The organism is Stenotrophomonas lactitubi (genome assembly GCF_002803515.1).
GTDB lineage: Bacteria > Pseudomonadota > Gammaproteobacteria > Xanthomonadales > Xanthomonadaceae > Stenotrophomonas > Stenotrophomonas lactitubi.
In genome coordinates this window covers 76,556-98,756 of sequence record NZ_PHQX01000003.1, presented here as the reverse complement: position 1 = coordinate 98,756, position 22,201 = coordinate 76,556, and the positions used below count along the sequence as shown (strand labels likewise).

Genomic DNA, 22,201 nt, shown 5'->3' with positions numbered 1-22,201 from the left:
AGGTTGCCAGCCAACGGCCGGCATTGCCCGGCTATTTGCCGTAGCGGCGCAGCAGCTCCACCAGCACCTCGGCTTCGGCCGCCCGCTGGGCCGGGTCTTCCGCGCCCACCACGTGTTCCTGCAGGTGCTCGTGCAGCAGTTCCATCAACAGGCTATGGGCAGCGCCACGCACGGCGGCCACCTGCACCAGCACGTCGGCGCAGTCGCCTGCTTCGCCCTCGGGCGTGTTCAACGCCTGCTCCAACGCCGCCACCTGGCCGCCGATGCGACGGATCCGGGTCAGCAGCTGCTTTCGATTCCGGTGTACATGCGCCATGAGCGGATCATATACCCTATGGGGGTATCCATCCATCACTGCCGCCATGCACCTGGACGCCCTCGCCGCTGCCCGCCGCCACGAACACCGCTTCGACGACGGCAACCCGCTGGCCGAACGCAATACCCGTCGCGCGATGTGGCTCACCGTCAGCATGATGCTGGTCGAGATCGTCGGAGGCTGGTGGTTCAATTCCATGGCCGTGCTCGCCGATGGCTGGCACATGAGCTCGCACGCACTGGCGCTGGGCCTCTCGGTGTTCGCCTACCGCTGTGCACGCCGCTACGCGCACGATCCGCGCTTTGCCTTCGGCACCTGGAAGATCGAGATCCTGGCCGGCTACACCAGCGCCATCGCCCTGCTTGGTGTTGCCGCGCTGATGGCCGTGCAATCGCTGCAACGGCTGTGGGTGCCCGCACCCATCCACTACAACGAGGCCATCGCCATCGCCGTGGTCGGCCTGGGCGTGAACCTGCTGTGCGCGTGGTGGCTGCACGACAGCCCCGGTCATGCGCATCACCATCATGGCCACGGACACGGGCACGACCATGGCGATCATCATGGGCATGACCACGATCACGACCATTCGCACGGTCACGACCTCAACCTGCGTTCGGCCTACGTGCACGTGCTGGCCGACGCCGCCACCTCGGTGCTGGCCATCGTCGCCCTGCTGGGCGGCAAACTGCTCGGCCTGACCTGGCTGGACCCGGTGATGGGCCTGGTCGGTGCGGTGCTGGTCACCGTGTGGGCGATCGGTCTGCTGCGCGCCAGCGGTCGCATCCTGCTCGACGCGCAGATGGACGCGCCGGTGGTGGCCGAGGTGCGCGAGGTGATCGAGCAGGGCCCGTGGCCGGCACGCCTGGCCGACCTGCACGTGTGGCAGGTGGGGCGCGGCAAGTACGCCGTTGCTGCCTGCGTGGTCACCAGTGATGCCACGCTCGACCCGGATACCGTGCGCCAGGCCTTGGCGATCCATGAAGAGCTGGTGCACGTGACAGTGGAGATCCATCGCAGCGCGTGACGCCAGCGGGTCGCGGTTCTTGCCGAAAATCTGTACCGGGCGCCACCGCGTACTGCCTACACTGGCCGCACCTGCCCCGTCGGGACATCCCATGCGCGCGCTCCGCCTGCTGCTGCCCGGTGCCCTCCTGCTGCTGGTGGCCTGTTCCGGCGACACACAGCTGCCGTTCTCCTCCGACCCGATGCTCGGCTGCTTCGCCACCAGTCCGCGCAAGTCCGCCGAGTTCCGCATCGAAAAGGAAGGAAGCCAGTACTTCGTGTCCTTCGAGCGTGACGGCCAATGGCAGCGCGAACCCAACGCGCTGTACAAGGCCAGCCGCAGCGACATCCAGCAGTACTTCCGCGACGACGCCGACCAGATCGACAGCGCGCTGATCCGCATGGCCGGCGGCTTCGGCATCTTCCATGTCAAGGACGGCGCCACGTTGAAGGCCCGGGCACGCGACAGCGACTACATGGCGCTGCTGTTGATCGGGGCGGGGCCGGTGTATGCGGTGAAGTGCCAGTAGCGACCAGATTGCAATTCTTCCCATGGCCTCAGCGATGCTGCTGGCACACGCTGCCGGTTTCGAGGAGGAATACCGATGCTCTTTCTTCTCCTGCTGGCCGCAGGCACCGCAAAGACCCAGGGTGCCTATGACGAGGTGCGTGAGACCGATGACGGCAAGGTCGTGGTGATGCGCACCTTTGACTGGGAAATCGAAGGGCAACGCGCCGAGCGTGTAACCGTGCATTGGTTGCTGCAGGAAGACGGCAGCATGCGCTACGACTTTGACCGGCAGCCAGCCGCCACCCAGGATGCCCATCGCCGATCTTGCGCATTGGAGGGCATGCAGCCCTCACGAGGTGTCGGCATGATCTCAGGAGAGGGAACCATCCACGGATTCAGCTGCACCGACCTGCGGTAGCGCCGCGCCCATGTCCGGCTCGGCGGCACAGCGCCTGCGGTACCATGCCCTCCCCCGAGCCACCCTGCGCTACCCACCGTGCCCCATTACTCCGGCCCCCTGCTGACCCGCGACAGCGCTGACACCCTGCGCCGTGCCCATGACAAGGGCACCACCGAATGGCAGGGCTCGCTCGACCTGGGGCGCAACGAAGAGGCAGCGCAGCTGGGTGCCGAGGGTTTCACCTTCCGTGGCCAGCACTACCCGTGGCCGGGCAAGCTGAAGGACCGCACGCTGTACTACTGGGATGGCGAGGAGTTCTCCGCCATCTCCCGCTTCAGCGGCTCGCTGATCAAGCTGGTGCCGACCGAGTGGGGCGCACCGACTTTCGAGATCGACGGCATCAAGATGCTGCCGACCTCCAAGCTGTCGCCGTTCGAGGACGCGCGCCGCAAGGTCGAGCTGGTCGCCCCCGCAGGCAAGATCATCCTCGATACCTGCGGTGGCCTGGGCTACTTCGCCGCCTGTGCATTGGAGGCCGGCGTCGGCCAGATCCGCTCGTTCGAAAAGAACGCCGATGTGATGTGGCTGCGCACGCTCAACCCGTGGTCGCCCGATCCGGATTCAGCTGCCGCTAGCGGTCGCCTGCACTTCAGCCACGGCGACGTGTCGCAGCAGATCGAACAGGTGACCAGCAACAGCGTCGATGCGATCCTGCATGACCCGCCGCGCTTCGGCATCGCCGGCGAACTGTACTCGCAGGTGTTCTACGACCACCTCGCCCGCGTCATCCGCAAGGGCGGTCGCTTGTTCCATTACACCGGCGCGCCGAACAAACTGACCAGCGGCCGCGACGTGCCCCGCGAAGTGGCCAAGCGCCTGGAAAAGGCAGGGTTCAAGGCCGAGCTGGCGCTGGACGGCGTGCTGGCCATCAAGCGCTGAGCCTCACTCGCCGTCGACCTTGGCCAGCTTCATCACCCACTTCGGCACTTCCGGCTCGCCGGCGTAGAACTCCTTGGGCTTGTTCTCGGCCATCGCCCAGCGGTGCAGCCAGCTCGGTCCGTAACGACCACTGTAGCCCTCCGCACCGCGTGCATAGGCAGGGTCGCGCACGGCCTCCTGCAGCGACACGAAGCGATAGCCACGACGCTTGGTGGCCGCCACCAGCTCGGCGAACGTCGCCGCGTTGAGTTCGTTGGCATGCATCAGCCACACCTGCGGCACCGCATACCCCAGCAGCGCCAGCGACTGCTTCTCGTAGTAATCCACCTTGTTCAGCATGTACGGCACATAGCCCTTGCGCAGGCTCGCCAGCGTCGCCTCACGCTCAGGTGAGTCAGGCTGCTCGTTCATCACGTTGGCGTAGGCGAAGGCCCACACCCACTCACCGTTATCGACCGTCACCGGCGCAACGCGGTAGCCGTGCTGCTTGAAGAACACGTCCATCGCCGCGCGATCTTCCGGCGTGCGGCCGGCGCGCAGATACGGATGACGCATCCACTGTGGCGCCTCCCCGCGTTCGGCCAGCAGCGGTCGCAACACCTGCTCGCCGCGCAGGAAATCCTGCTGGAACGCTGGCACGCCCTTGGCGTTGAGGTCCATGTGCGACCAGGTGTGGTTACCCAGCTCGTAGCCGGCATCCAGCCAGTCGCGCAGCATCTGCACGCGCGCCGGCTGCACCTTGCCATCCACTTCCAGCTTGTTGCCGTTGACGAAACCGATCACCGGCACGTCAGCCTGGCGCAGCTGCGCCATCAGTGCGGCATGACGCGCCTGCAGATCCGCCGGCACGATCTCATCCAGGCGCGCCCACGGCAGATCGTCAATGGTCACCGCAATGCGCCGATCGACCTCGGCAGCGTGGACGGTGAGTGACAACAACAGCAACGGCAACGCACGCAGGAACAGACGCATCGGTACATCCATGGGATGAGGATGCAGCGACTGTAGCGCGATTGAGCCTTGCAGCCGAGTGTGGGCCAGGTGTTGCGGCGCTGGGCCGAGTCAGCGGGCGATATCCGTACCGGGCCTCAGGGCTGCGTCAATCGCGAAGTAATGCGCCATAGCCACAGACCAACCACCATCGCTGCCAGCAACAACCCACACAGGATGATGGCCAGCGCATCAGGCGCGTGCGGTGGCATCAGGTCCGCCCTGGCGAAGAGCTGCAGCAACCATTGCCGCATCGAGGACGGCAGCTCATGTCCATCCGGTGCCAGATCTGTCATGCACGCAGCCGGCAGTGCTGTGGTGATGCCTTCCCACACATGCTCATACAGCCGCAGCATCGCGCTGGCCAGCAGCAGTGCCGCCGCGTGCAGGGCAAGCAGGCCCCATGCGCTGCGGCGTAGCGGCGCATCAACATGGCGCAGCCAGTGTACGCAGACCAGGAGCGTACCCAGCAGAGCAAGCACCAGCGCTGCCATCGGCAACCAGCACAGCGGCTGCCAATCATCCAGCGCACCGGCACGCGCCAGCAGATGCTCGGCCACGTGCAGGCGCGCGCCCGGATCGGTGCCACCGCAAGCCAGCGACAGGGGCTCCAGCAGCAGGTCCACGCGGTGGTGGAAGTAACCTGCGGCCAAGCCAACCGACAGCAGTGCTACCACCTGCAGCAGCAACAACATCAGGCCAGCGCCGAAGAAGCGCCCGAGGCGGGCAGTGAAGGCAGTCATCGGTGTATCCCCAGCGAGTGACGCGCATGCTAGCCAAGCCAACGGCCGCTGTCGGCTGGCAGATGCGACACCATCGCGGATGACGCGCGATCATGTCCGCTGCATATGCGCTGCATGCGGGAGTGTTGCCGATGGTGGAGCTGCATCTGTTACTGCGGCGCGTCAGGTAGCGCGTCAACCACGCGGCAGTTTCGCCGCCCACATGTTGTCCACCAGGTTCGGGTAACGACGCCCGTTCTCTTCCGCCCGCTGCCGCGCCGCCGCCTTCTGCGACTCCGTCAGGGGCTGCGTCTTCTGACCCTTCGGGTTGGGCTTCTTCCAGGGCGGCGTGCGGGCAGTGGGCATGAGCGGATGATGCCGTAGTCGGTGTTACTTCTTCAGGAATTCCAGCAGCGCCAGATTGAAATCATCGGCGTGGCTGGTGTTGCAGCCATGGGGCGCATGCTTCAGCACCACCACCTCGCTGCCGGCGACGGCCGCGTGCGTGCGCTTGCCCGAACCTTCGAACGGCACCGTAGCGTCGCTGTCACCGTGCAGCACCAGCGTCGGTACCGTCACCTTCTTCAGGTCCGCACGGAAATCGGTGGTGGCGAACGCCTTCATGCATCCCAGCGCCGCGTTCTGGTCGGACTGATGGGCGAGTGCGATGGCGGCCTGACGCTCGTCCTCGGTGACCATCAGCTTGCCGTCGGCACTGAAGAAGTCACGGGTAAAGCCGTCGAAGAACGCTTCGCGGTCTTTCTCCAGCCCCTGGCGCATCTCATCGGCCTTTTCCTGGGTCAGCGGCCCGTCCGGGTTGTCCGCGCCCTTCAGCAGGTACGGCGGTACGGCGGAGGCGAACACCACGCTGTGCAGGCGATCCTCACCGTGGTTGGCGATGTAGCGCGCCACCTCGCCACCGCCCATCGAGAAGCCGACCAGGGTCACGTCGCGCAGGTCACGCTCGTCGATCAGGCCGGCCAGATCAGCGGCCAAGGTGTCGTACTCGTAGCCATCGGCAGGCTTTTCCGAGCGACCGAAGCCGCGGCGGTCGTAGCTGATCACGCGGTAGCCGGCATCGCGCAGCAACGGCACCTGGGCCTTCCATGCTTCGGCCGACAACGGCCAGCCATGGATCAGGATCACCGGACGGCCGGTGCCGCCGGTGTCTTCAATGTGCAGGCGGACGGAGGAGGTAGGCATGGGGGCTCCGGGGGGGGAATGAGGACCCCAGCCTAGGCACTCGCGACGGAGACGCCCGTGATGGAATCGGCTCAGGCCATGACATCGCGTACACGGGTGCCGGGCCGCACAGGTTCACACCCGCCAGTGCGGCATTGGTCGGGCCCTGGCCCCGTTTCGTCAGCGCCCGCTTACGGTGAGACAGCCCCCGTGCCAGTCTGCGCCGGTCCTCAACGGAGCCATGCCATGCTGCTCGCCCTGCCCCTGCTCGCCGCCGCACTCGTCGGCACCTCCCCCGCCAGCGACAGCCTGCGCGAGCAGATCCGCGCAGCCGACACGCAACTGTTCGTCGCAGCGTTCGACAGCTGCGACGCCGACAAAGCCGCCGCGATGACCACCGAGGACATGGAGTTCTTCCATGACAAGGATGGAAAGTCCGCCAGCAGTCGCGCCGACTTCCGCCGCAGCGTGGCCAACCTGTGCGACAACGCACACAAGGGCGGCTGGCACCTGCGGCGCGAGCTGGTGGAGAGCTCGCTGCAGGTCTTTCCGCTGCGGGATGATCGCGCACTGGAAATCGGCGACCACCGCTTCCATGAGCGCGGCACCGATGGCGTTGAACGCTGGACCGGCCAGGCCCGTTTCATCCAGGTCTGGCGACGGGTGGACGGCCAATGGCAGGCCGAGCGCGTGATCAGCTACGACCACCGCCCAGCGGACAAATGATCGTCAGCGCCGCAGCGCCTGCTCAGTCGCGCAGGTTGCTGGCGCGCGTCAGCATCCAGCAGCCGTAACGGCGCGCGAAGGTGTAGGTGTCTCGCTCGGTGTCGCTACCGAAGGTCACGCGCTGCCCGTTGTCATCGATCGGCTCGATCTGCGTGGGGGCGTTGTAGGTGCCCGCGCGCATGCGCTCCAGCGCGACCGGGTCACGGCTGACCGGCGAAGGCACGAACAGATCGAAGGCAGCGAGGTAGCGGTAACTGAAACGTTTCAATCGCGCGGCGCCCTGTTCCAGCACGACGTGCGTGGCCGCCAGCCCCTCGTGGTCGTCGCGCACGGTGTGCATGGGCACCTCGTACTCCAGCGGGTCGGAGGTGTAGCGCAGCCGCACCCGGTCATCCGCCGGGTCGGCAAAGCGTTGCAGGAAACGGGTGAAGTCCTGCGATGGGCAGGCGGGATCGTCCGCTGCTACCGGCGTGTCAGCCGTCGCAGCACCTGCGCAGGCCCACAGCCCCACGCCCAGCAGCAACCGCGCGGCCGCCTGTCCCCGTATCCGGATTGTCTCCCCGTGCACCATGCTCTCCCCCGCTGCCATTGCAACGGACGCCATCCCCTGCGTCGCCGGGCCACAGGCTAGCAACAAAGCGGTTACCGGCGCAGCCTGCGACCGATTTACACTGGCCACATCCGGCCACACGGTAGCGGCCACATGGAGCCCCCAATGACCCCTGACGATTCCCTTCACCAGCAGATCCGCCAGAACGTGGCCGCACTGGACGAGAAGCACGGCCGCGAGTTCGATGCCACCAGCGAGAACGTGGCGGCCAGCCTGGCCGTCAAGGCCCGTGAACAGGGCCTGGAACGCGCCGACCACGTGGTGGTGAGCAACGCCACGGCCAATCACCCGGCCGGCCACAACATCTTCGTGGTGCAGGGCGACCCGGCCAACCCGGCGCATCTGCGGGCGATGCTGCCGACTGCCGTGGCCGCGCAGACGCCGGCCGAGGAGTCGCTTCAGAAACTGGGGTTGGGTGGGCAGCCGCCGGTGCAGGCTGAGCAGCAGACGCTGGATGCACAGGTACAGGACCAGCAGCAGAATCCTATGCATCGTCTGGGATGAGAACCGCCAGGCGTCGATGTCTTCGACGCCTCTGTGGCATCGGCCGATATCAGCCCGCTCGCGGCTGGGACTGCTGCTTCTGCTGTTGGTTAATTACCAGGCAGACGAGCAACATGCACGCGCACACGCACTGTGTACTGCTGCACCTCCGGCTTCACCTGCGCGGTACGAACCCTGTAGGCGGTAGCGCGCATGACTGTCTACGAGCAGCGCAATTCGGACAAGGGGTCGGCTCTACAACTTGAGGATAGCTATTTGCCTACAGGTCGCGCTGCATGTACCCGCACCCGAGCCGAGTAGTGCTGCAATTCCGGCGTGGTCTGTACGGTACGAACCTGTACGCGATAGCGGTTGTTGCACTGCAGCGGCAGAGCGACCACGCTCAGCAGGTAGTGGCCCGCGCTACCCATGTGGGGGGATGTGTAGCGCCATTCGCTGGATGCATGCCACTCGGGAAGTGACTTGCCTGCATTCAGCACGCCGGCCTGGTAGCTGTCGTAGGTGGGAACATCTTTCCAGACATCGGCGCCCCATTGCTGCAGGGTTACCTCGAATGGGACCTTCAATCTGCCTACGTCAGGCTCGTCGTTCGTGACCGGTCCGTACCGTTGCAACTCCAACTCCAGCGCATAGGTTCGGCCTGGATCGAAATTGCGCGCATTCGCTTCGAACTCGAACCGCACCTCTTGGCCCGGCTGATCCACCGTAATCGGTTGCGTCAGTTCCAGAGGTTCCGGCGGCTCCGGGATGCGGCTGGTACAGGCGCCGAGCACGGAGCTCAAGATGATCAACAGGCCGACGCGCAGCCAGCGGTGGATACCCAGCATGATTCAGACCCTTTGGCTCCCTGCCATGGGCTTCAACCCTAGCGGGTTGGCGGTGGGCACTGCAACCGGGCAAAGAAAAAGGCAGGGTCTGCACCCTGCCTTCTTCACGCGCCAGGACGCCGGGCGTGGCCCAGCGTCATCGCATCACAGCTGAATCCGCGCCACGCTCTCTTCCGAGCCCTTGGCATCCTTCTCGCCGTTCTTGATGCTCACGTACAGCACGTTGTTCTTCGCATCCAGCGCCAGGCTGTTCGGGTGCGTCGGCACGGCGTAGGTGGCCACCTTCTGGTAGCTGTCGCTGTTGTACGCGGTCACCGTACCCGCTTCGCGGTTCGTCACGTACAGGCGCTTGCGCGGTGCATCCAGCAGGATGCCCAGCGGGCCGGCGTCGGTCGGGATGCTGGCCAGTTCCTTGCCGTTGCTGCGGTCGAGCACCAGCACGCGCTGGCCCGGGTGCTTGCTGACCAGCCCGCTGCTCTTGGCCTGGTAACCACGCAGCATTTCCGAGCCCTGGTCGGTCACGAACAGGCGCTTGCCGGCCGGGTCCAGCGCGATGTTCATCGGCTGCTCGGCGGCGATCCTGTGCTGGGCCTCCACCTTGTTGGAGTCGGTGCCCACCACCACCAGATCGGCCAGCAGATTGCTGGTGTACACGCGCTTGTTGGCGGCATCCAGCGCCAGCCCCGGCGCCTTGGCATTACCCAGGCCCGGAATGGTGTTGATCACCTTCAGGGTGTTGGTATCGATCACGAACAGCACGCTGCTCACATCCGGCTGGCTGCTGTGGCCGGTGACGTACAGGCGGTTGGCGGCGCTGTCGACCACCAGCTCGCGCAGGTCGTGGGTGTAGGCCGCCTTGCCGTCCTTGCCGGTCTTCTTCTCCATCAGCTGTACGGTGCCGATGGCCTTGTTCTGTGCGGTGTCGACCACGGTTACCGACAGGTCCACGGTGTTGCCCACGTACAGGCGGTTGTGGGCGTCATCCAGCACCACGCCGAACGCCTTGCGCTCCAGCGGGATGCGGGTTTCCACGGCCAACGTGGTCGGGTTCAGGCGCAGCACCTGGGCCGGGCCGGCGTCATCGCCGAACCCACCGGACGAGGCAACGAACACCGCGTTCTGCTTGGGGCTGTAGGCCAGCTCGTACAGGCCCTGGGCGACGGCCTGGCGCTGCACGGCGGTGGCGGGGCTGGTTGCGGTGGCGGCGTCAGCGGCGAAGGCGGTCGGAGCGCCAAGGCTCAGCGACACGGCAACGGCCAGCGCGGCCGAACGGAAAAGGGAATTGCGGATCATGCGAGCGTCCTTCAATGGGCACGGAGGGTGTCCTGGCTCGCGGGGCCGTTCTTCGACGGCCCGGCCCTGCATCTGTCTGCGCGGGGTGGGGCTGGCTGGGTAGCGGGGGAATGGTAGCAGGTGGGGACCGTGGCGTCCGCCTGCGGATGCATGGCGGACGCTCGGACTACTGCTCCTTCAACCGCAGCGAATCCGCCACATCCGTCTGTGCCGCTACTTCCGTAGCGATGCTCGCGCGACGATGCCCAGGGTCATCGCGGTCACCCTGCACGATGAAGATGCTCTCCGCCTCGTGGCTGCTCTTCGTCGGCCGGCTGAGCAGCACGTGGTCCACGCGGGACAGGTTGTTCTGCTTGGCCAGCACCAGCAGGCTGGCGCTGATGCGCTGGCTGGTGTCGTCGAAGGTGCGGCCGTGGGCGGCGTCCAGCTCGGCCACCTTCTGGATCAGCTGCGCGAACAGCCGGTGGTCGGGGTGCGAGGGATCCAGCAGCGTACCGGCCACTTCCATCGGGCTGGGCGGCGGCTCGTGGCTCGGGCGACCGCCCTCGCGGTGCAGCTCGGCCTCGCGTTCGGGCATCGGGTGGTGCTGTTCGCCATTCAGCTCGCTGGCCGGGAATGGCGCCGCAATGCACTGGATTTCCGGCAGGTTGAACAGCACCGCGAACTCGCCCAGGTCGCTGCCACCGTCCAGAGGTGCCGGCTGCGAATGCAGGCCGGCGTAGTGCAGCGCGGCCCATACAAAATCGCTGCAGCGGTTGATGGTGGCGGGTCGATCAACATCGAACTCGAACTCGGCCGGTTCCTCGGCGAAATCGCGCAGGCAGCCGTAGTGCTCCTCGCTGATCTCAAGGGTTCGGCTGTAGTACGGGTCCCGGTGCTCGTCGGCATCGTCGTGTACAACCTCGGCGTACTGCACACCGGCAGCGGCCTCACCGGTCGGAAGGCGCGGCGGTGCGAAGCCGTAGCTGTGCGCTTCCTCGCCGGCGGTGGTCTGGAAATACATGTGGCCGCGCGGCGAGCTGCCGCCGCTGTTCAGCGGGGTGCCGGGCGCGGCCAGAAAGAGGGTTACCGTGTAGCGTGTTGCTTGCTCCATGCCTGCTCAGCCTTGTTGGGTACTGCGGTCCTGGCGGGATGATCGCATAGGTGGGTTCGCGGGCAGGTGGAGGTGGCCTGGGTGACGGGATTGGCTTGCTGAATGTGTGAACCAGGGAGCAGTACGGAGGACTTTAAGACCGGAGCCTATAGAGCAGCCAGGATGACGTCGTATAGTCCGCAAAAGGACGCGGCGGGATCATTGGATCCCATCGCCTGCAACCGGACTCCATTGAAGGATCAATCATGCCGCTGGAATTTGAGCGTCAGCCAGGCTCCGCAGTCGATCGCCACACCGGCGTCACCATCACCGCACCGCGCATCCTGCCGGCGAGCCCCCCCGAAGATCCGAGCCACACCGAGTATCAGTATCTCTTCTATCTCAATGGCCAGAGAGTTGACGGACTGGGGCTCTTTGGAAGCGACGAGATCGTTGAGACACAGAATGGCCGGGAACGCGTCTTTACCCTAGATCTGGGCCGCGACTGGGTCCTGAAGTCTATCCTCGGCTTCAAGCAGACGCTGAACAATCAGGACAGCCACTTCGCCTTCCTATGCTCAGTGGCGCAGGGGCTGGTGCTGGCGAACATGGACCACAGCAGTGCAAGGTATGGCGTGCGCTACGTTGCGATCACCACGGCCGAAGCACTTGCTCGCAACGATATTTCTACAGTCGGCTTGGCGCCCGCTCACCATGGAGGCGTCATCATCTTGGCTGAAGCAGTCAATCCCATCCGTGCGGATTGAGGCTGGCCGTCATGTCCAAGTTCATATTCGACGATTTCGCTCTCGCCACATTGGGCGGAGCGAAGAACACTTCTGACGGCAGCCCGCTTTCAATGCAACAGAAGCAAGAGGTGATCTCCTATCTGAGATCACCCCAATCAGGGCCGGATGGCGTTACGAGCTTCGCTGACTACGTCGCTACCAAGATGCAGGCACACCCTCCTGAGCTTTCCGCAGGCACCGACTATCTGGGTTTCTCTGCTACAGATCGTAGCGGCCAACTGAATTTTGATAATGCCAAGAACTATGCAAAAGATGTGAACGGCAGCGCCGGCATCATTGGTGACACCCCCTGGGGACGTTTCATTGACGAGATGAGGACGGCCCCTCTGAAACACCCGGAGTTCCAGATCATGGAGCGAGGGCTTGAGCGCTTCATGAATGCCCAGGGGACGGAGCCTTGGGGCGGAAATCATAGAGCAGCGCTGCAGGACATCATGTGGAATGCGGGGAGTCCAAGGTATTTCGAGAACGCCATTGCCACACATAGGCCCTTGGTGGCATTCGTCGATGGCGCAAAATCCGGACGTGGCTTCGACAAGTTTGAGCTAGCCACCGCTCTCGATCACCCCACCGTGCGCATCAACGGCTACCCCGTAAGCACATTCGGTCCCGACCCGCTCGCCTTCGCCAGCCAATCAGCCGCCGAGTACCAAACCCTCGAGCGCACCCTGGCCCAGCACGCCACCATCAACACCGGCCAAGCGGTCGACGTGGCCCAGGTACGCCTGCACCTGAAGCCCATCGATGGCTATGACGCTTTGGGCAAGACGCTCTTCGAAAAGCCCCTGCACGACTACAGCGCACTAAGCCTGCACGAGATGTCCACCACCCGCGCGGACTGGGTCGCTGCTCGCTCGGCGCTGTCTACAGGCCCGCGTCTGTTCGCCGATCTGCCTGAGCCAACTCCGCATTCGCCGCTGCAGCCGGGCGCGCCGCGCGGGCCTCCGGGCATGGCAGTAGCCGAGGCGGTACCTCACGGTGTGAACCCCGGCATGAAAGCACTTGGCGTGGCCGGCGTCGCACTTATGGCGCATGACTTTGCCACCTCTGGCCACAAATGGGTTGAGCTGAACTCGCAAGGCAACACTGCAGGTGCCGATTCCACATCGGCGCATTTCGTCGGCCGCAACGTGGGCGGCGCGCTCGGCGGCTTCGCAGCAGGTGCAGGCATTGGCCTCGTATCCGGCTCGTGGACGGGCCCCGGCGCTGTCGTTGCCGGCATCGGTGGTGGCGTGCTTGGCGCCCACCTGGGTGAGAAGTGGGCCGAGCAGAAGGACATCGAGCGGGTCTATATCCAGCAGGATCCATTGCAGCGTACCTGGACGCGCAACCCGGCAGACCCGGATGGCCGCTGGCTGCGCAACGCCGAGCAACAGCAAGTGCAGAGCGCTGATCTGGGTACGGGCGTGGAGGTGCGGCCAGTGCAGACGGCACGGGGCGACGATGTCACCTTCCGCGCCGACTATGTGGCTACTGGCACGCTGGAGCGCCAATTGAACTGGCAGGCCGCCCGTGCCTCCTACGAGCTGGGCCTGGCCAACCTGCCGCCGCCACGGGATCCTTACCGACTGAGCGCCAATGGCGTGAGCGAACCGCCACCCGGCGCGTTCGAGACCGGAAGGGAGTTCGTACGCGACACCGTATCGCGGCAATGGGAGCTGGAGATAAAGGAGGTCGTAGATGGGCGCACCCCCATCACGCGACGCGAGCCTGTTCCGCCGGAACGCGAACCCGCCTTGGATGAGCAGTCGCGCACCGTCATCGCGCAGAACGCGGCCAACACCAAGGCAGCCGTGGCCGCGCGCTACGTGGTCGCCCACGAGCAGGGCCGCTGGAGTGACTTCGGCGACGCCCAGAACCCGTCCATTCCACAGGCAATCCGCGATGCGCAGGACAGCGCCAATACCCTGCGCGCAAGTGACGGTCGTAGCTACAGCCGCCAGGCGGATGGCCAATGGCTGCATGAAGGCGCGGTCTACAGCAGCCAGGCCAACCGTAACCTCAGCGATGAGCTGGAGATCACCTGGCAGAGCCAGAACGCCGGCATTGCGAACATGGGCAGGATGGCGGAACAGATCAAGGCCACCGTGCACATCGCGCCTGAGGGCGTGCGCGGCCAGGTGGAATCGCTGTACGCGAAACATGGCATCCCGCGCACCGAGGAACAGCTTGCCGCCACCACCGCAGCGGTTGAACAGAATCTTGCCGCCGTTGGGAAACAGGCCGACATCACGCTGGAGCTGATGCCCGACCCACGCACGCACGTGCCCAGCCCGGACAGCGCCATCGCTTCCTTCGGCACTGCCCCGGGCAACCGCATGGAGCTGACCTCCACCACAACCGTGGAGGATGTGGCGAGGCTGCAATTGGTTCATCGGTCTCCATCCCATCCCCTGCCACAGATGGATGGGCAGCAACGCGAACACCCCACCGCTCCCGCCGTAGTGCAGGAGCAGGATCACCCCGCCCATGCTCTGCACGACCACGCCCGCAAGGCCGTGGATGAATCCATGACCGGCGGCGGCCCGCAAATGCCGGGTCATCCTGACCACCCGCTCTACGAGCAGATTCGCGACGGTGTTGCGGCACTGGATGCCAAGCACGGGCGCAGCTTCGACGCGATCAGCGAACGGATGAGCGCCAGCCTGCTGGTGCTGGCCAAAGACAGCGATCTGTCACGCGTGGACCACGTGGTGCTGAGCAACGCGACTGCGCAAACCCCTGCGGGACACACGGTGTTTCTGGTACAGGGCGAATTGAACGACCCGTCACACGCACGGGCCTCGATGCCGACGGCGCAGGCCGTGCAGACGCCGGTCGAGCAATCGCTGCAGCAGTACGAAAGCGTGAGCCAGGAAGCGCAGCAGCGTGCGGTGAGCCGTGAACTTGAGCAGCAGTCGCAGGAGGATCGGATGCAGCAGGAAGTAAGGGGACGGGCGGCGAGTATGGGGTGATAGTCGCCAATACCGTATCAAGGGCAACCAAGAGGAACACATGCCAAGTACTTTCTATCCAGATGCAACGTCGGAAGCCGAGATGCAGAACGCGGTCATGGTCAGCCTCGCCCGCCTGCAAGGTGGTGGGCCATCACCTGCAGAGTATGAGTACGTGTTCCGTCGCAACGACGAGCGCGTTGGGGTCGCGGGGGTTAGCGGAGGGCTGGATTGGTACATCAGAGAAGAGGGGCATTGGGAGGACATTTATTCACTCGACTTCACACATCCTCAGTCATTGAGATGCTTGCTCGAAGAGAAGTCAGCCCTGGGCAGCACCGAGGACGATTTTTCCTTTCTGCGCAGGATCGTTTATGCGCTGCTGGCAGCCGCAGGCTCCGGCGTCCGGTCACGGCATCCTGTGCGCTATGTCGCCTTGACCACGCACGATGCACTGGCTGCCGCTGGCGTGCCGGCGAATGCGCATCGCGTACTGGATTCGCTGGAAGGCTATCTGCTTCTCGCAAGTCTGCAGATTCCGCCAAGGGATTGAGTGACCTGAAGCACGACAAGCGCGACCTGAAGGTACTGAGGGACAGTAGTGAGTGTCGTCCTTGGTGATTCTTCTCACCCATCCTTCTGAACCGGCTCGCCGCTGACCATCGATCATCCTCCTCCACTGGCTGCACGAATCTGGATATCCTGCTGCACGCGCTGATCCTCTAGTTGCTGCTCCATCTGGTTGGCAATAGCACGCTGGCTCGCCTCGCGGCTGACTGCATCGAACTGCTGCATCGAGTCTTCCACCGATGTCTGCGCAGCCAGTTCGGTAGGCATTGCCGCACGATGATGCGCCGGATCACTTGGCTCTCCCTGCACCACGAACAGCGTGTGCCCAGCCGGATGCTCCCTGGTGGCGTTGCTCACCAGCACATGATCCACACGCTCCAGGTCGTTGTCCTTGGCCAGCACCAGCAGACTGGCGGTCACCCGTTCGCTCACTTCGTCGAAGCTACGCCCGTGGCGGGCATCCAGCGCTTCCACGCCCTCGCGTATCTGCTGGTAAAGCGCGTGATCCGGATGGCCCGGCAGGGTCGGGTCGCTCCGCGGGTCACGCGGGGGCAGCGCGTCATCGACATCCGGCACCGAGACGTCGGCCTGGTACCGCGCGGGTTCTGCCACCGGCTCGATGGATGATTCGAGTTTGCTCTCCTGCAGCACCAGGTCCGGCCGCTCGGACTCCGCCTGAGGGGTGGCGTGCGCAGCAGGTGACTGCATTTGCGCTTCAGGCTCCGGCGTCCTCAGTTCGACCGGCTGGGCGGGCGATGAGTGCTCCGCGACCAGTGGCGCCTGTTCCGGCACTGGCTCGGGCCTCGGCTCCAATGGCTGTACTGCGCTGTTGAGCGACGAAACGTCAGGGATTTCGACAGCCTGTTCGGAAACGTGCGTAGCGGTGAGCGGCTCTGCCGCACGGGTCGGAGTGGCGTCCACTACTGCCTCGTGCGAAGTCCCCTGCCCTGACGCTTCCTGCTTAAGGGGCTCAGCGGCCACCGCTGGCGCCAACGCAGAAGTGGGGGGCTGCGTCGGCAGTGGAACGTCCGCCACGCGGGGCTCCGGCTCGGGCGGCGGCGTCTGTACCTCTGGCTCGCGTCGCGGCGGCTGTTCACGCTGCTCGGCGTGCTGCGTGCGCTCAGGTGTTTCAGGTTCAGGGATTGATGCCGGCACTACCACCGTCGATGGCGTTGCAGCCACCGGCTCCGTCGCTATGGGCGGGCGATGCAGGGCCTCCTCGCGTTGCGCATCGGCAACAGCATCGCGGGCATCGGAGGGCGCAGGTGCGTCGCTCTGAACATGCTGTGCGGCCGTGCGTGCTACCTGCCCGGCATCCACCGTCGCCGCGCCTTGACGATTGGCCTCCTGCAGGGCCTGCTGGTAAGCCTCCCGCTCGCGGGCGGATAGCGCCGCGATGCGCAACTCCGGCGATTCCGGCACGGGCGCCTGTTCGGCAGCGCGTGCACGAACCTCGCTCCACGCCGCCTGCAGTTCTACTGTCGTGGTGGTCGCCACCGCCCGCGCCACCCCATCCTGCCCCACCTGGTAATGGGTGATCGGCCTTGATTCGCCTGCGTTACCTGCAACGGACGGCCCAAGCTCCTGCATCGTCGGGCCAGTGATGCCGTGCTGCTCGCGAGTGCGCGTGGTGGCCAGTTCGATCGCCTGCTCCCACACGGGGGTAAGCGCGATGCCCGCAGCGTAGTAGCTGTGTCGCAGCTCGTTCTGGTTCATCTCCGCAGCAGAAGGCAGCGGCCGCGCCTCCAACGCAGCGATGGTCTCGTTGAACCGCTCGAGCGATGGTTGCTGGATCGTGCGGGTCAGTTCCAGCTCCAGCGCCATATTGCCTTGCGCTGTTTGCCCGGCGCGTGTCCATTGCCCCGCCTCATCGCGTTGGTAGCGCTGGTTGTCCGAGCCAAGAACGGCGTCGCTCCTGGCGCGGGCCTGCTCCACCACTTCGGGCACCAGCGGTACGAAGTCGCTGGCGCGGGTGGCGGCGCGCGTCTCCAGGTAGCTGGCGGCGATGGCGGCCTTGCCGTTGGCAATGTTGTTCTCGATACGTTGCACCGCCTCGCGATTCAACTCGTTGGCGCGCTCGGGGCTGGCGGTCTGCGTCTCGTAGACACCCCGGTCGTTTACGCCGGATACGCCCACCTTGACCTGTCGCGTCCACTGCTCGGTCTGCGCATCACGATGCCAGTTGGGATTGTCCAGACGGCCCTCGCCCTCCCGTGCCGGAATGCTGAAGGGGTCCTGCGGCGGCGGTGCCTTGCCCAGCGCCAGCTCCACCGCTTTTACATTGGCATACGCGCCCAGTTCGCGGGCCTTCTCGTAGCTGGCGCCCACGCTGCGCTCAGCGGGATTACCCACGCCATCGCCCGTGCTGTCCATGAACGCCTGGCGCTGCCAGTTGAGGCCATTGAACTGCCAGGTCACATCGGCCTTGTCGGTCTGTCGGTAGACGGCGCGGTTGTCGAGCAGATCGGCGCCCTTGTCGAAGGCCTTGCTCATCAGCAGCGCATCGCCCGCGACGATGGCCGCAGGGACGAAACTGGAGGTGCCGATCACCGACGCGGTGGCGATGCCGCCGATCCAGCCACCGCCGTTGCGCGCCAGGGCGTGGGTGAGCTCGGACTGGGCGGCGGTGCCGTTGCCTTCTTCCAGCAGCTGCGAGGTGCGGCGGGCGGTGATGACGGCGTCGGCGCCAGAGGCGAGCAGGCCGCCGGAGCGGATCAGTTGGCTGGAGGAGGCTTCCCCGAGGAGGAGGTCCATGGTGATACCGCCTTGCTGCAAGCGAGGCGCACGAATGCGATAGGCAGCCTCTTCACCTAGCACACGCTCCACTTTCAGGATGCCGGGCTCCGACATGGCAATCCGACCAGATTGTTGCGCATCGGAGATCGCCGCAGACAAGCTCTTCTTCTGAAGCTCAAGATCACCTCCTTTAGTCAGCTTGGTGCCGAACTGATCGTGGACTTCCAGCAAGGCCACAATGCGTGATTCAGTTCTGGTCACTAGAAGATGCATTCGCTCGTCTGGACTCATGCCAGTCAACGCACCGTACTGCACGGAGTGGACCTGCGCGTAGTGATCGACACTCCCGAAGAATGCCTGCGTTCGTGGCCTGATGGCATCCGAATCCATGCCAAGAGGGGCGTTCGTGTAAAGATCACCATTGACTAGGCCAATCGTCATTGTGTCGCGAAGGCCGTTGACCTGAGCTGCCACGCGCTGCATCGCAGCCACGTCACCGCGAAGCGCAGCTTGGCCGTCTGGTGATGCCTCGATCAGCTCCAGAGAAAAGGTGATTCCGTTTTGATAGTCCTTGATCGGCCCCCCGCCATGAGGGGAAACACCCATGGCAGCAGCGAGCCTCTTGTCTGCCGGCATGTAGAGCAGGTTCTCGAACACGTCCTTCTCAACGAGCTCTGCGTCCACCAATGCCTGCAGAAAATCGTTGTTATTGAAGGTTTGTTGCTCAAGCACATGGTGCTTCTGGAGAATCGGACTGTTGCGCGGCATAGAGCGACCTCTTCCTTGAGTTCAATCAGCGGACTCAGATATCAGCTGCGTCCGTAAACGATAATCCTCGCGACTCGCCCCTCCCGCCGATGCCGGCGGCCAGAACCGCATTACGCAAAGCGCTGTCACAGAAAACCAGGTTCCCCGAGTACGGCGTTCGGAATATGTGCGCGTGGTTGACGGCATCCTTTCGGAACGCCAGGGAACTCCCACCCCTGAGGTCGTAAAACTTGCCTCCGGGATAGCCGTCGTCGCGAACGACGCGGAGCTTTGACGCAGCTTCATCGACCGCATCGATCACTCGAGTCACATCGCAGAGGAAGTAGCGCGGCCCTTCAGATCCATTGGCGAGGCGGTATTCGCTCTCCGCAAACTCGAATCCGTTCGGATCGACAGAGACGAACGCGTTGCGCAAGCGCTCCGAGACGAGCCAGTAACCGCTCATCCCTCCTTCAAGATCTTCGGGAAGCCCTCCCTTCTTAGGCGAATGAACCAGCAGCGGCTTCTCTGCCAAAGGTGGAAATCCTCCACCTTCAGGACGCAGGATCAGGCGTGGCGGCGTGCGGAGCTTTTTTACATTGTCGAACACTACCCCGTGTCCCTTTCCCCCTCGCGTGGTATCTGGCATCAAGAGAAAGAACTCTCCACGCCTGGGCTGGTTTGGCACCATTGGCTCAATTGACTCCATGATCTGAATTCCTTCCAAAGTCCTGATTGCTAGCCTAGAACTAACCTGAATTAGAGGGAAGGGAGTGACTTTCATTTACGTGAAAACTGGCACCACGCCCGCCGTACCTTTGCCCCAGCTTGACCTGGCTGTCGCACATTCCCGATGCACCGAAGCTCCAAGACCTGACGCCAGCCAGCCTCGTCTCCGCTAGGCCAGCATCAGATCCCCATTGACCAACGCCACCCTCACCGTGTCCTGCAGCGTCCTGATGGCCTCCACTGCCCGAACGGTGGAACCCAGGTCACCTCCAAGCGCACCCTGCCCGTCCGGCGAGGTCTCGATTGCAGAAAGCTGCTTCAGCATGCCCTGTGTGTAGGCGTCAACCGGCTCCGAGACATAGCGCGAGCATCCCAGCTTGTCTGCGAATTCCTGCTCGATGGGCAGGTACAGCCAGTTGGGTGGAGAGTTGATATCGAACTCGCCCGCAGCCTGCAGATGACGCAACAGCGTGCTGCCCGCAAGAATGCTTGGACCGATGATCAACTGAGAATCGAACAGCGCGTCATTGTTTTCGATGGCAGCCATGGATCTCCTTTCCTATGGATGTTGCGATGGGCAACTTTCGACCTCTTGTACTCTGGCATGCATTGGTGCGCAATCGGACCACAATGAAATTCTGCGGAGCGCCGACGGCGCGTCCCGCCGTGTGAGACCCATCGCAGCCACACTCCCTCCCCCACTGGAGGATGACCATGGCCAAGATCGACCCCACATGGCTGGAAGCCTTCGACAAGGAGCTCCTCCACCTGTTCGCCATCGACCATCGCGATGCCGACATGGATGAATACCTGCTGCGCTGCTACGCAGACCTTCCGCCACGCGATGCAGCGCTGGCGTTCGGCAGCGACTACGACCTAGAGCGCGACGATGCGCTGTGGCCACGGCCGGGCGTGCCTGTGTGAACCACGCAGCAGTCCCGCACGCCAGCATTCAAGGCAAGCGATGCCAGCGCATGGCCGCTATGCTGGCAGCGCACCGGAATGGAAACCACGCATGCCCCGTTTGAACACCGCCCTGGCATTGAACCTCGTTCTGATGCTGCTGGGCGCTACACCTGCCATAGCCGTGGCGGCAGACCCACAGGTTTCCACCGAAGTGCTCGTAGAGCGCGGTGACAACCCCACCTTCGAGCTGCAACAGGCGCCTGCCGTTGTGTATTCAACGGCCCCTGCCACGCCGCCCGACACCGTGCTGCAGGTTCCCATGCAGGTGCTGCTGGTTGCTCAACTGGATGAGCTGGGCCACGTTTCCAACGTGATGGTGGCGCGGTCCAGCGGACTGCGGGAAATCGATCGTGCAGCCTTTACCGCAGTGGACCAGTGGCGCTTCGAACCGGTCGTGGTTGAGAGCGTCGCGCGGCATGCGCGGGTTCGGGTGCGTTTGACCTTTGTGCCCACGGCCGCGACGCCGCCCGACTGAACCGCTGATCCAATCTGTCGCAATTGGTCCTACGCCGTGGGCCTGGCTGTGGGCATCCTGCGCTTGGGGCCAATAGCGCCAAGCCCTTCAAGACCGTTGCGGCGCAATCGCTTGCCGGCTTAACACCGTGTGCGACAATCCCGAAAGCGTCAGGATTGGCAATCGCCAGTTCTGCAGTTTCTTGGCATTTGGCCTCTACGCGGGTATCTCTTGGCGTGCCACCGAAAAAGGGTGGCGCGGGACTCGAAAACCCGTGTATCTGCCAGTTGTATGCGCTTGCCAGCCGGCGTCACCTTTTGTGTGGCGTCGGCTGGCAATCCGTTCGCGTTCCATGGCGGGCGGTGCGTGGGGGCCTTCGTGCCCGCCGGTCTGGCATTTACCGGTTTTCGAGCCACGCACCGTCCGCCGCCTTTATTGGTGGCGCTGCAATCTGTCCTGTACGGAGCATTGCCATGAACACATCGGACTTCCGTTCCCTGCACGCGCAGTACGATCCGGAAAACGCTGAAGCCGAGCGCGAACCGTCCGTCGATCCCAACACCTTCGTTGCCACGCTGCGCCGCATCGGAACCGGTGCGGCTGCCGACGGCCAGCCTTGGCCGGAACGGCATCAACTGCCTGGGCGTTGCCTTGAGCTGGCGGATGCGGACTGCGCGTTGGCTGGGCTGCGCGTGGTGGCCGAGCTTATGTTGGCTGCGGAGCGGACTCGGCAGAACGGCGCGCCCGAGGAGTACCTGGGGGATCGGGTGATGGAAGGGTTGAAGATGGTGTGTGTGGCGTTGACTGCGCAGGTGGCTGAGCGGTTGCAGGTGCGGGAGTAGCGCGCGCTTCGCTACGTACGTCGATTGCGGTGCGCCCGATCGTTTCGCGGTCCAGAGCATTCACCGCAACCTCAGCCCTTTAGCCTCCAACACTGGCCTCACTATGCCGAGCCGGACTTTGCTTGCCCTGACAGCGGCATCGTTACTGGGATTGATCATTGGCGGGGCGAATGCCCCGGCCTCCACAATAGATTTTGAGATCTACCCAAGACTCGCCGACTCGGAGTTCGCGCTGTTTCAAGCCGAGGCCGAGAGCTTTTCCGAAGAGTTGGCTTGCCAAGGCGTCATCATCGGAAAGCACGACTTCAGTACACGCTTCTT

The 22,201-nt window shown here is 64.4% G+C and carries 24 protein-coding genes; 12 read left to right on the top strand and 12 right to left on the bottom strand.

Annotation, left to right across the window (positions count from 1 at the left end; all coding sequences use genetic code 11):
* Positions 1-31: 31 nt before the first annotated feature.
* Positions 32-316, bottom strand: coding sequence for a metal-sensing transcriptional repressor (locus CR156_RS22005; protein WP_100554600.1), 285 nt, complete (start codon positions 314-316; stop codon positions 32-34).
* Positions 317-362: 46 nt separating this feature from the next.
* On the opposite strand from CR156_RS22005, the gene dmeF reads away from it, so the two are divergent.
* The 4 genes from dmeF to CR156_RS21985 all read left to right on the top strand — a co-directional run bounded on the left by dmeF (position 363) and on the right by CR156_RS21985 (position 3,168).
* Positions 363-1,340, top strand: a complete 978-nt coding sequence (gene dmeF, locus CR156_RS22000) for a CDF family Co(II)/Ni(II) efflux transporter DmeF (protein WP_100554599.1) — start codon at positions 363-365, stop codon at positions 1,338-1,340.
* Between the two features lie 91 nt (positions 1,341-1,431).
* A complete protein-coding gene (locus CR156_RS21995; protein WP_089238360.1) occupies positions 1,432-1,848 on the top strand; it encodes a hypothetical protein in 417 nt (138 codons plus the stop codon).
* A 75-nt stretch (positions 1,849-1,923) separates the two neighbouring features.
* Complete coding sequence (locus CR156_RS21990; protein ID WP_100554598.1) at positions 1,924-2,247, top strand: hypothetical protein; 324 nt, start codon at positions 1,924-1,926, stop codon at positions 2,245-2,247.
* Between the two features lie 78 nt (positions 2,248-2,325).
* Entirely contained in the window at positions 2,326-3,168 is an 843-nt protein-coding gene (locus CR156_RS21985) for a class I SAM-dependent methyltransferase (protein ID WP_100554597.1), read from the top strand.
* Positions 3,169-3,171: 3 nt separating this feature from the next.
* Here the strand turns inward: CR156_RS21985 and CR156_RS21980 are convergent, their stop codons facing one another.
* The 4 genes from CR156_RS21980 to CR156_RS21970 form a co-directional block, all read right to left on the bottom strand.
* Positions 3,172-4,140, bottom strand: a complete 969-nt coding sequence (locus CR156_RS21980; protein ID WP_100554596.1) for a polysaccharide deacetylase family protein — start codon at positions 4,138-4,140, stop codon at positions 3,172-3,174.
* Between the two features lie 116 nt (positions 4,141-4,256).
* Positions 4,257-4,901, bottom strand: coding sequence for a hypothetical protein (locus CR156_RS21975; RefSeq protein ID WP_100554595.1), 645 nt, complete (start codon positions 4,899-4,901; stop codon positions 4,257-4,259).
* A gap of 174 nt (positions 4,902-5,075) precedes the next feature.
* Positions 5,076-5,246, bottom strand: a complete 171-nt coding sequence (locus CR156_RS23035; protein ID WP_165781037.1) for a hypothetical protein — start codon at positions 5,244-5,246, stop codon at positions 5,076-5,078.
* A gap of 24 nt (positions 5,247-5,270) precedes the next feature.
* Positions 5,271-6,083: an alpha/beta fold hydrolase gene (locus tag CR156_RS21970; RefSeq protein ID WP_100554594.1), complete on the bottom strand. Its 813-nt coding sequence runs from the start codon at positions 6,081-6,083 to the stop codon at positions 5,271-5,273.
* 225 nt (positions 6,084-6,308) lie between these two features.
* On the opposite strand from CR156_RS21970, the gene CR156_RS21965 reads away from it, so the two are divergent.
* Complete coding sequence (locus CR156_RS21965) at positions 6,309-6,788, top strand: nuclear transport factor 2 family protein (RefSeq protein WP_100554593.1); 480 nt, start codon at positions 6,309-6,311, stop codon at positions 6,786-6,788.
* 22 nt (positions 6,789-6,810) lie between these two features.
* On the opposite strand, the gene CR156_RS21960 is transcribed toward CR156_RS21965, so the two are convergent.
* The gene (locus tag CR156_RS21960; protein ID WP_133120132.1) at positions 6,811-7,356 is read right to left on the bottom strand and encodes a hypothetical protein; all 546 of its coding nucleotides are present in this window, start codon (positions 7,354-7,356) and stop codon (positions 6,811-6,813) included.
* Between the two features lie 147 nt (positions 7,357-7,503).
* Between CR156_RS21960 and CR156_RS21955 the strand changes: the two genes are divergently transcribed.
* Positions 7,504-7,902 carry an XVIPCD domain-containing protein gene (locus CR156_RS21955; protein WP_243382186.1) on the top strand — a complete coding sequence of 133 codons (399 nt, stop codon included), beginning with the start codon at positions 7,504-7,506 and terminating at the stop codon, positions 7,900-7,902.
* Between the two features lie 251 nt (positions 7,903-8,153).
* Here the strand turns inward: CR156_RS21955 and CR156_RS21950 are convergent, their stop codons facing one another.
* The 3 genes from CR156_RS21950 to CR156_RS21940 form a co-directional block, all read right to left on the bottom strand.
* Positions 8,154-8,729, bottom strand: a complete 576-nt coding sequence (locus CR156_RS21950) for a hypothetical protein (RefSeq protein ID WP_100554590.1) — start codon at positions 8,727-8,729, stop codon at positions 8,154-8,156.
* Positions 8,730-8,873: 144 nt separating this feature from the next.
* Positions 8,874-10,022, bottom strand: a complete 1,149-nt coding sequence (locus CR156_RS21945; RefSeq protein WP_100554589.1) for a YncE family protein — start codon at positions 10,020-10,022, stop codon at positions 8,874-8,876.
* Between the two features lie 166 nt (positions 10,023-10,188).
* Positions 10,189-11,115 (bottom strand): XVIPCD domain-containing protein, encoded by a 927-nt coding sequence (locus CR156_RS21940; protein ID WP_100554588.1) that lies wholly within the window; start codon positions 11,113-11,115, stop codon positions 10,189-10,191.
* A gap of 245 nt (positions 11,116-11,360) precedes the next feature.
* Here CR156_RS21940 and CR156_RS21935 point away from each other — a divergent pair, with 245 nt between their 5' ends.
* The 3 genes from CR156_RS21935 to CR156_RS22830 are packed head-to-tail and all read left to right on the top strand — an operon-like array spanning position 11,361 to position 15,389.
* On the top strand, positions 11,361-11,861 hold the full coding sequence (locus CR156_RS21935; protein WP_100554587.1) for a hypothetical protein: 501 nt from the start codon (positions 11,361-11,363) through the stop codon (positions 11,859-11,861).
* A gap of 11 nt (positions 11,862-11,872) precedes the next feature.
* Positions 11,873-14,857, top strand: a complete 2,985-nt coding sequence (locus tag CR156_RS21930) for an XVIPCD domain-containing protein (RefSeq protein ID WP_133120131.1) — start codon at positions 11,873-11,875, stop codon at positions 14,855-14,857.
* 40 nt (positions 14,858-14,897) lie between these two features.
* Positions 14,898-15,389, top strand: coding sequence for a hypothetical protein (locus CR156_RS22830; RefSeq protein ID WP_133120130.1), 492 nt, complete (start codon positions 14,898-14,900; stop codon positions 15,387-15,389).
* 113 nt (positions 15,390-15,502) lie between these two features.
* Here the strand turns inward: CR156_RS22830 and CR156_RS21920 are convergent, their stop codons facing one another.
* The 3 genes from CR156_RS21920 to CR156_RS21910 form a co-directional block, all read right to left on the bottom strand.
* The gene (locus CR156_RS21920) at positions 15,503-18,910 is read right to left on the bottom strand and encodes an XVIPCD domain-containing protein (protein ID WP_100554584.1); all 3,408 of its coding nucleotides are present in this window, start codon (positions 18,908-18,910) and stop codon (positions 15,503-15,505) included.
* Between the two features lie 34 nt (positions 18,911-18,944).
* A complete protein-coding gene (locus CR156_RS21915) occupies positions 18,945-19,598 on the bottom strand; it encodes a DUF1629 domain-containing protein (RefSeq protein WP_100554583.1) in 654 nt (217 codons plus the stop codon).
* Positions 19,599-19,787: 189 nt separating this feature from the next.
* Positions 19,788-20,165, bottom strand: coding sequence for a hypothetical protein (locus tag CR156_RS21910; protein WP_100554582.1), 378 nt, complete (start codon positions 20,163-20,165; stop codon positions 19,788-19,790).
* A 167-nt stretch (positions 20,166-20,332) separates the two neighbouring features.
* Here CR156_RS21910 and CR156_RS21905 point away from each other — a divergent pair, with 167 nt between their 5' ends.
* From CR156_RS21905 to CR156_RS21895, 3 genes are all read left to right on the top strand, one after another.
* Positions 20,333-20,542, top strand: a complete 210-nt coding sequence (locus tag CR156_RS21905) for a hypothetical protein (protein ID WP_207764226.1) — start codon at positions 20,333-20,335, stop codon at positions 20,540-20,542.
* A gap of 91 nt (positions 20,543-20,633) precedes the next feature.
* A complete protein-coding gene (locus CR156_RS21900; RefSeq protein WP_100554580.1) occupies positions 20,634-21,059 on the top strand; it encodes a TonB family protein in 426 nt (141 codons plus the stop codon).
* 452 nt (positions 21,060-21,511) lie between these two features.
* On the top strand, positions 21,512-21,880 hold the full coding sequence (locus tag CR156_RS21895) for a hypothetical protein (protein ID WP_100554579.1): 369 nt from the start codon (positions 21,512-21,514) through the stop codon (positions 21,878-21,880).
* Positions 21,881-22,201: the final 321 nt, after the last annotated feature.

Coding starts and splice junctions, on each gene's coding strand:
- CR156_RS21965 (WP_100554593.1), top strand. CDS start 6,309: ATGCTGCTCGCCCTGCCCCTGCTCGCCGCCGCACTCGTCGGCACCTCC.
- CR156_RS21975 (WP_100554595.1), bottom strand. CDS start 4,901: ATGACTGCCTTCACTGCCCGCCTCGGGCGCTTCTTCGGCGCTGGCCTG.
- CR156_RS21935 (WP_100554587.1), top strand. CDS start 11,361: ATGCCGCTGGAATTTGAGCGTCAGCCAGGCTCCGCAGTCGATCGCCAC.
- CR156_RS21915 (WP_100554583.1), bottom strand. CDS start 19,598: ATGGAGTCAATTGAGCCAATGGTGCCAAACCAGCCCAGGCGTGGAGAG.
- CR156_RS21905 (WP_207764226.1), top strand. CDS start 20,333: ATGGCCAAGATCGACCCCACATGGCTGGAAGCCTTCGACAAGGAGCTC.
- CR156_RS21945 (WP_100554589.1), bottom strand. CDS start 10,022: ATGATCCGCAATTCCCTTTTCCGTTCGGCCGCGCTGGCCGTTGCCGTG.
- CR156_RS22830 (WP_133120130.1), top strand. CDS start 14,898: ATGCCAAGTACTTTCTATCCAGATGCAACGTCGGAAGCCGAGATGCAG.
- dmeF (WP_100554599.1), top strand. CDS start 363: ATGCACCTGGACGCCCTCGCCGCTGCCCGCCGCCACGAACACCGCTTC.
- CR156_RS23035 (WP_165781037.1), bottom strand. CDS start 5,246: ATGCCCACTGCCCGCACGCCGCCCTGGAAGAAGCCCAACCCGAAGGGT.
- CR156_RS21995 (WP_089238360.1), top strand. CDS start 1,432: ATGCGCGCGCTCCGCCTGCTGCTGCCCGGTGCCCTCCTGCTGCTGGTG.
- CR156_RS21940 (WP_100554588.1), bottom strand. CDS start 11,115: ATGGAGCAAGCAACACGCTACACGGTAACCCTCTTTCTGGCCGCGCCC.
- CR156_RS21920 (WP_100554584.1), bottom strand. CDS start 18,910: ATGCCGCGCAACAGTCCGATTCTCCAGAAGCACCATGTGCTTGAGCAA.
- CR156_RS21930 (WP_133120131.1), top strand. CDS start 11,873: ATGTCCAAGTTCATATTCGACGATTTCGCTCTCGCCACATTGGGCGGA.
- CR156_RS21910 (WP_100554582.1), bottom strand. CDS start 20,165: ATGGCTGCCATCGAAAACAATGACGCGCTGTTCGATTCTCAGTTGATC.
- CR156_RS22005 (WP_100554600.1), bottom strand. CDS start 316: ATGGCGCATGTACACCGGAATCGAAAGCAGCTGCTGACCCGGATCCGT.
- CR156_RS21990 (WP_100554598.1), top strand. CDS start 1,924: ATGCTCTTTCTTCTCCTGCTGGCCGCAGGCACCGCAAAGACCCAGGGT.
- CR156_RS21950 (WP_100554590.1), bottom strand. CDS start 8,729: ATGCTGGGTATCCACCGCTGGCTGCGCGTCGGCCTGTTGATCATCTTG.
- CR156_RS21970 (WP_100554594.1), bottom strand. CDS start 6,083: ATGCCTACCTCCTCCGTCCGCCTGCACATTGAAGACACCGGCGGCACC.
- CR156_RS21895 (WP_100554579.1), top strand. CDS start 21,512: ATGAACACATCGGACTTCCGTTCCCTGCACGCGCAGTACGATCCGGAA.
- CR156_RS21955 (WP_243382186.1), top strand. CDS start 7,504: ATGACCCCTGACGATTCCCTTCACCAGCAGATCCGCCAGAACGTGGCC.
- CR156_RS21900 (WP_100554580.1), top strand. CDS start 20,634: ATGCCCCGTTTGAACACCGCCCTGGCATTGAACCTCGTTCTGATGCTG.
- CR156_RS21980 (WP_100554596.1), bottom strand. CDS start 4,140: ATGCGTCTGTTCCTGCGTGCGTTGCCGTTGCTGTTGTTGTCACTCACC.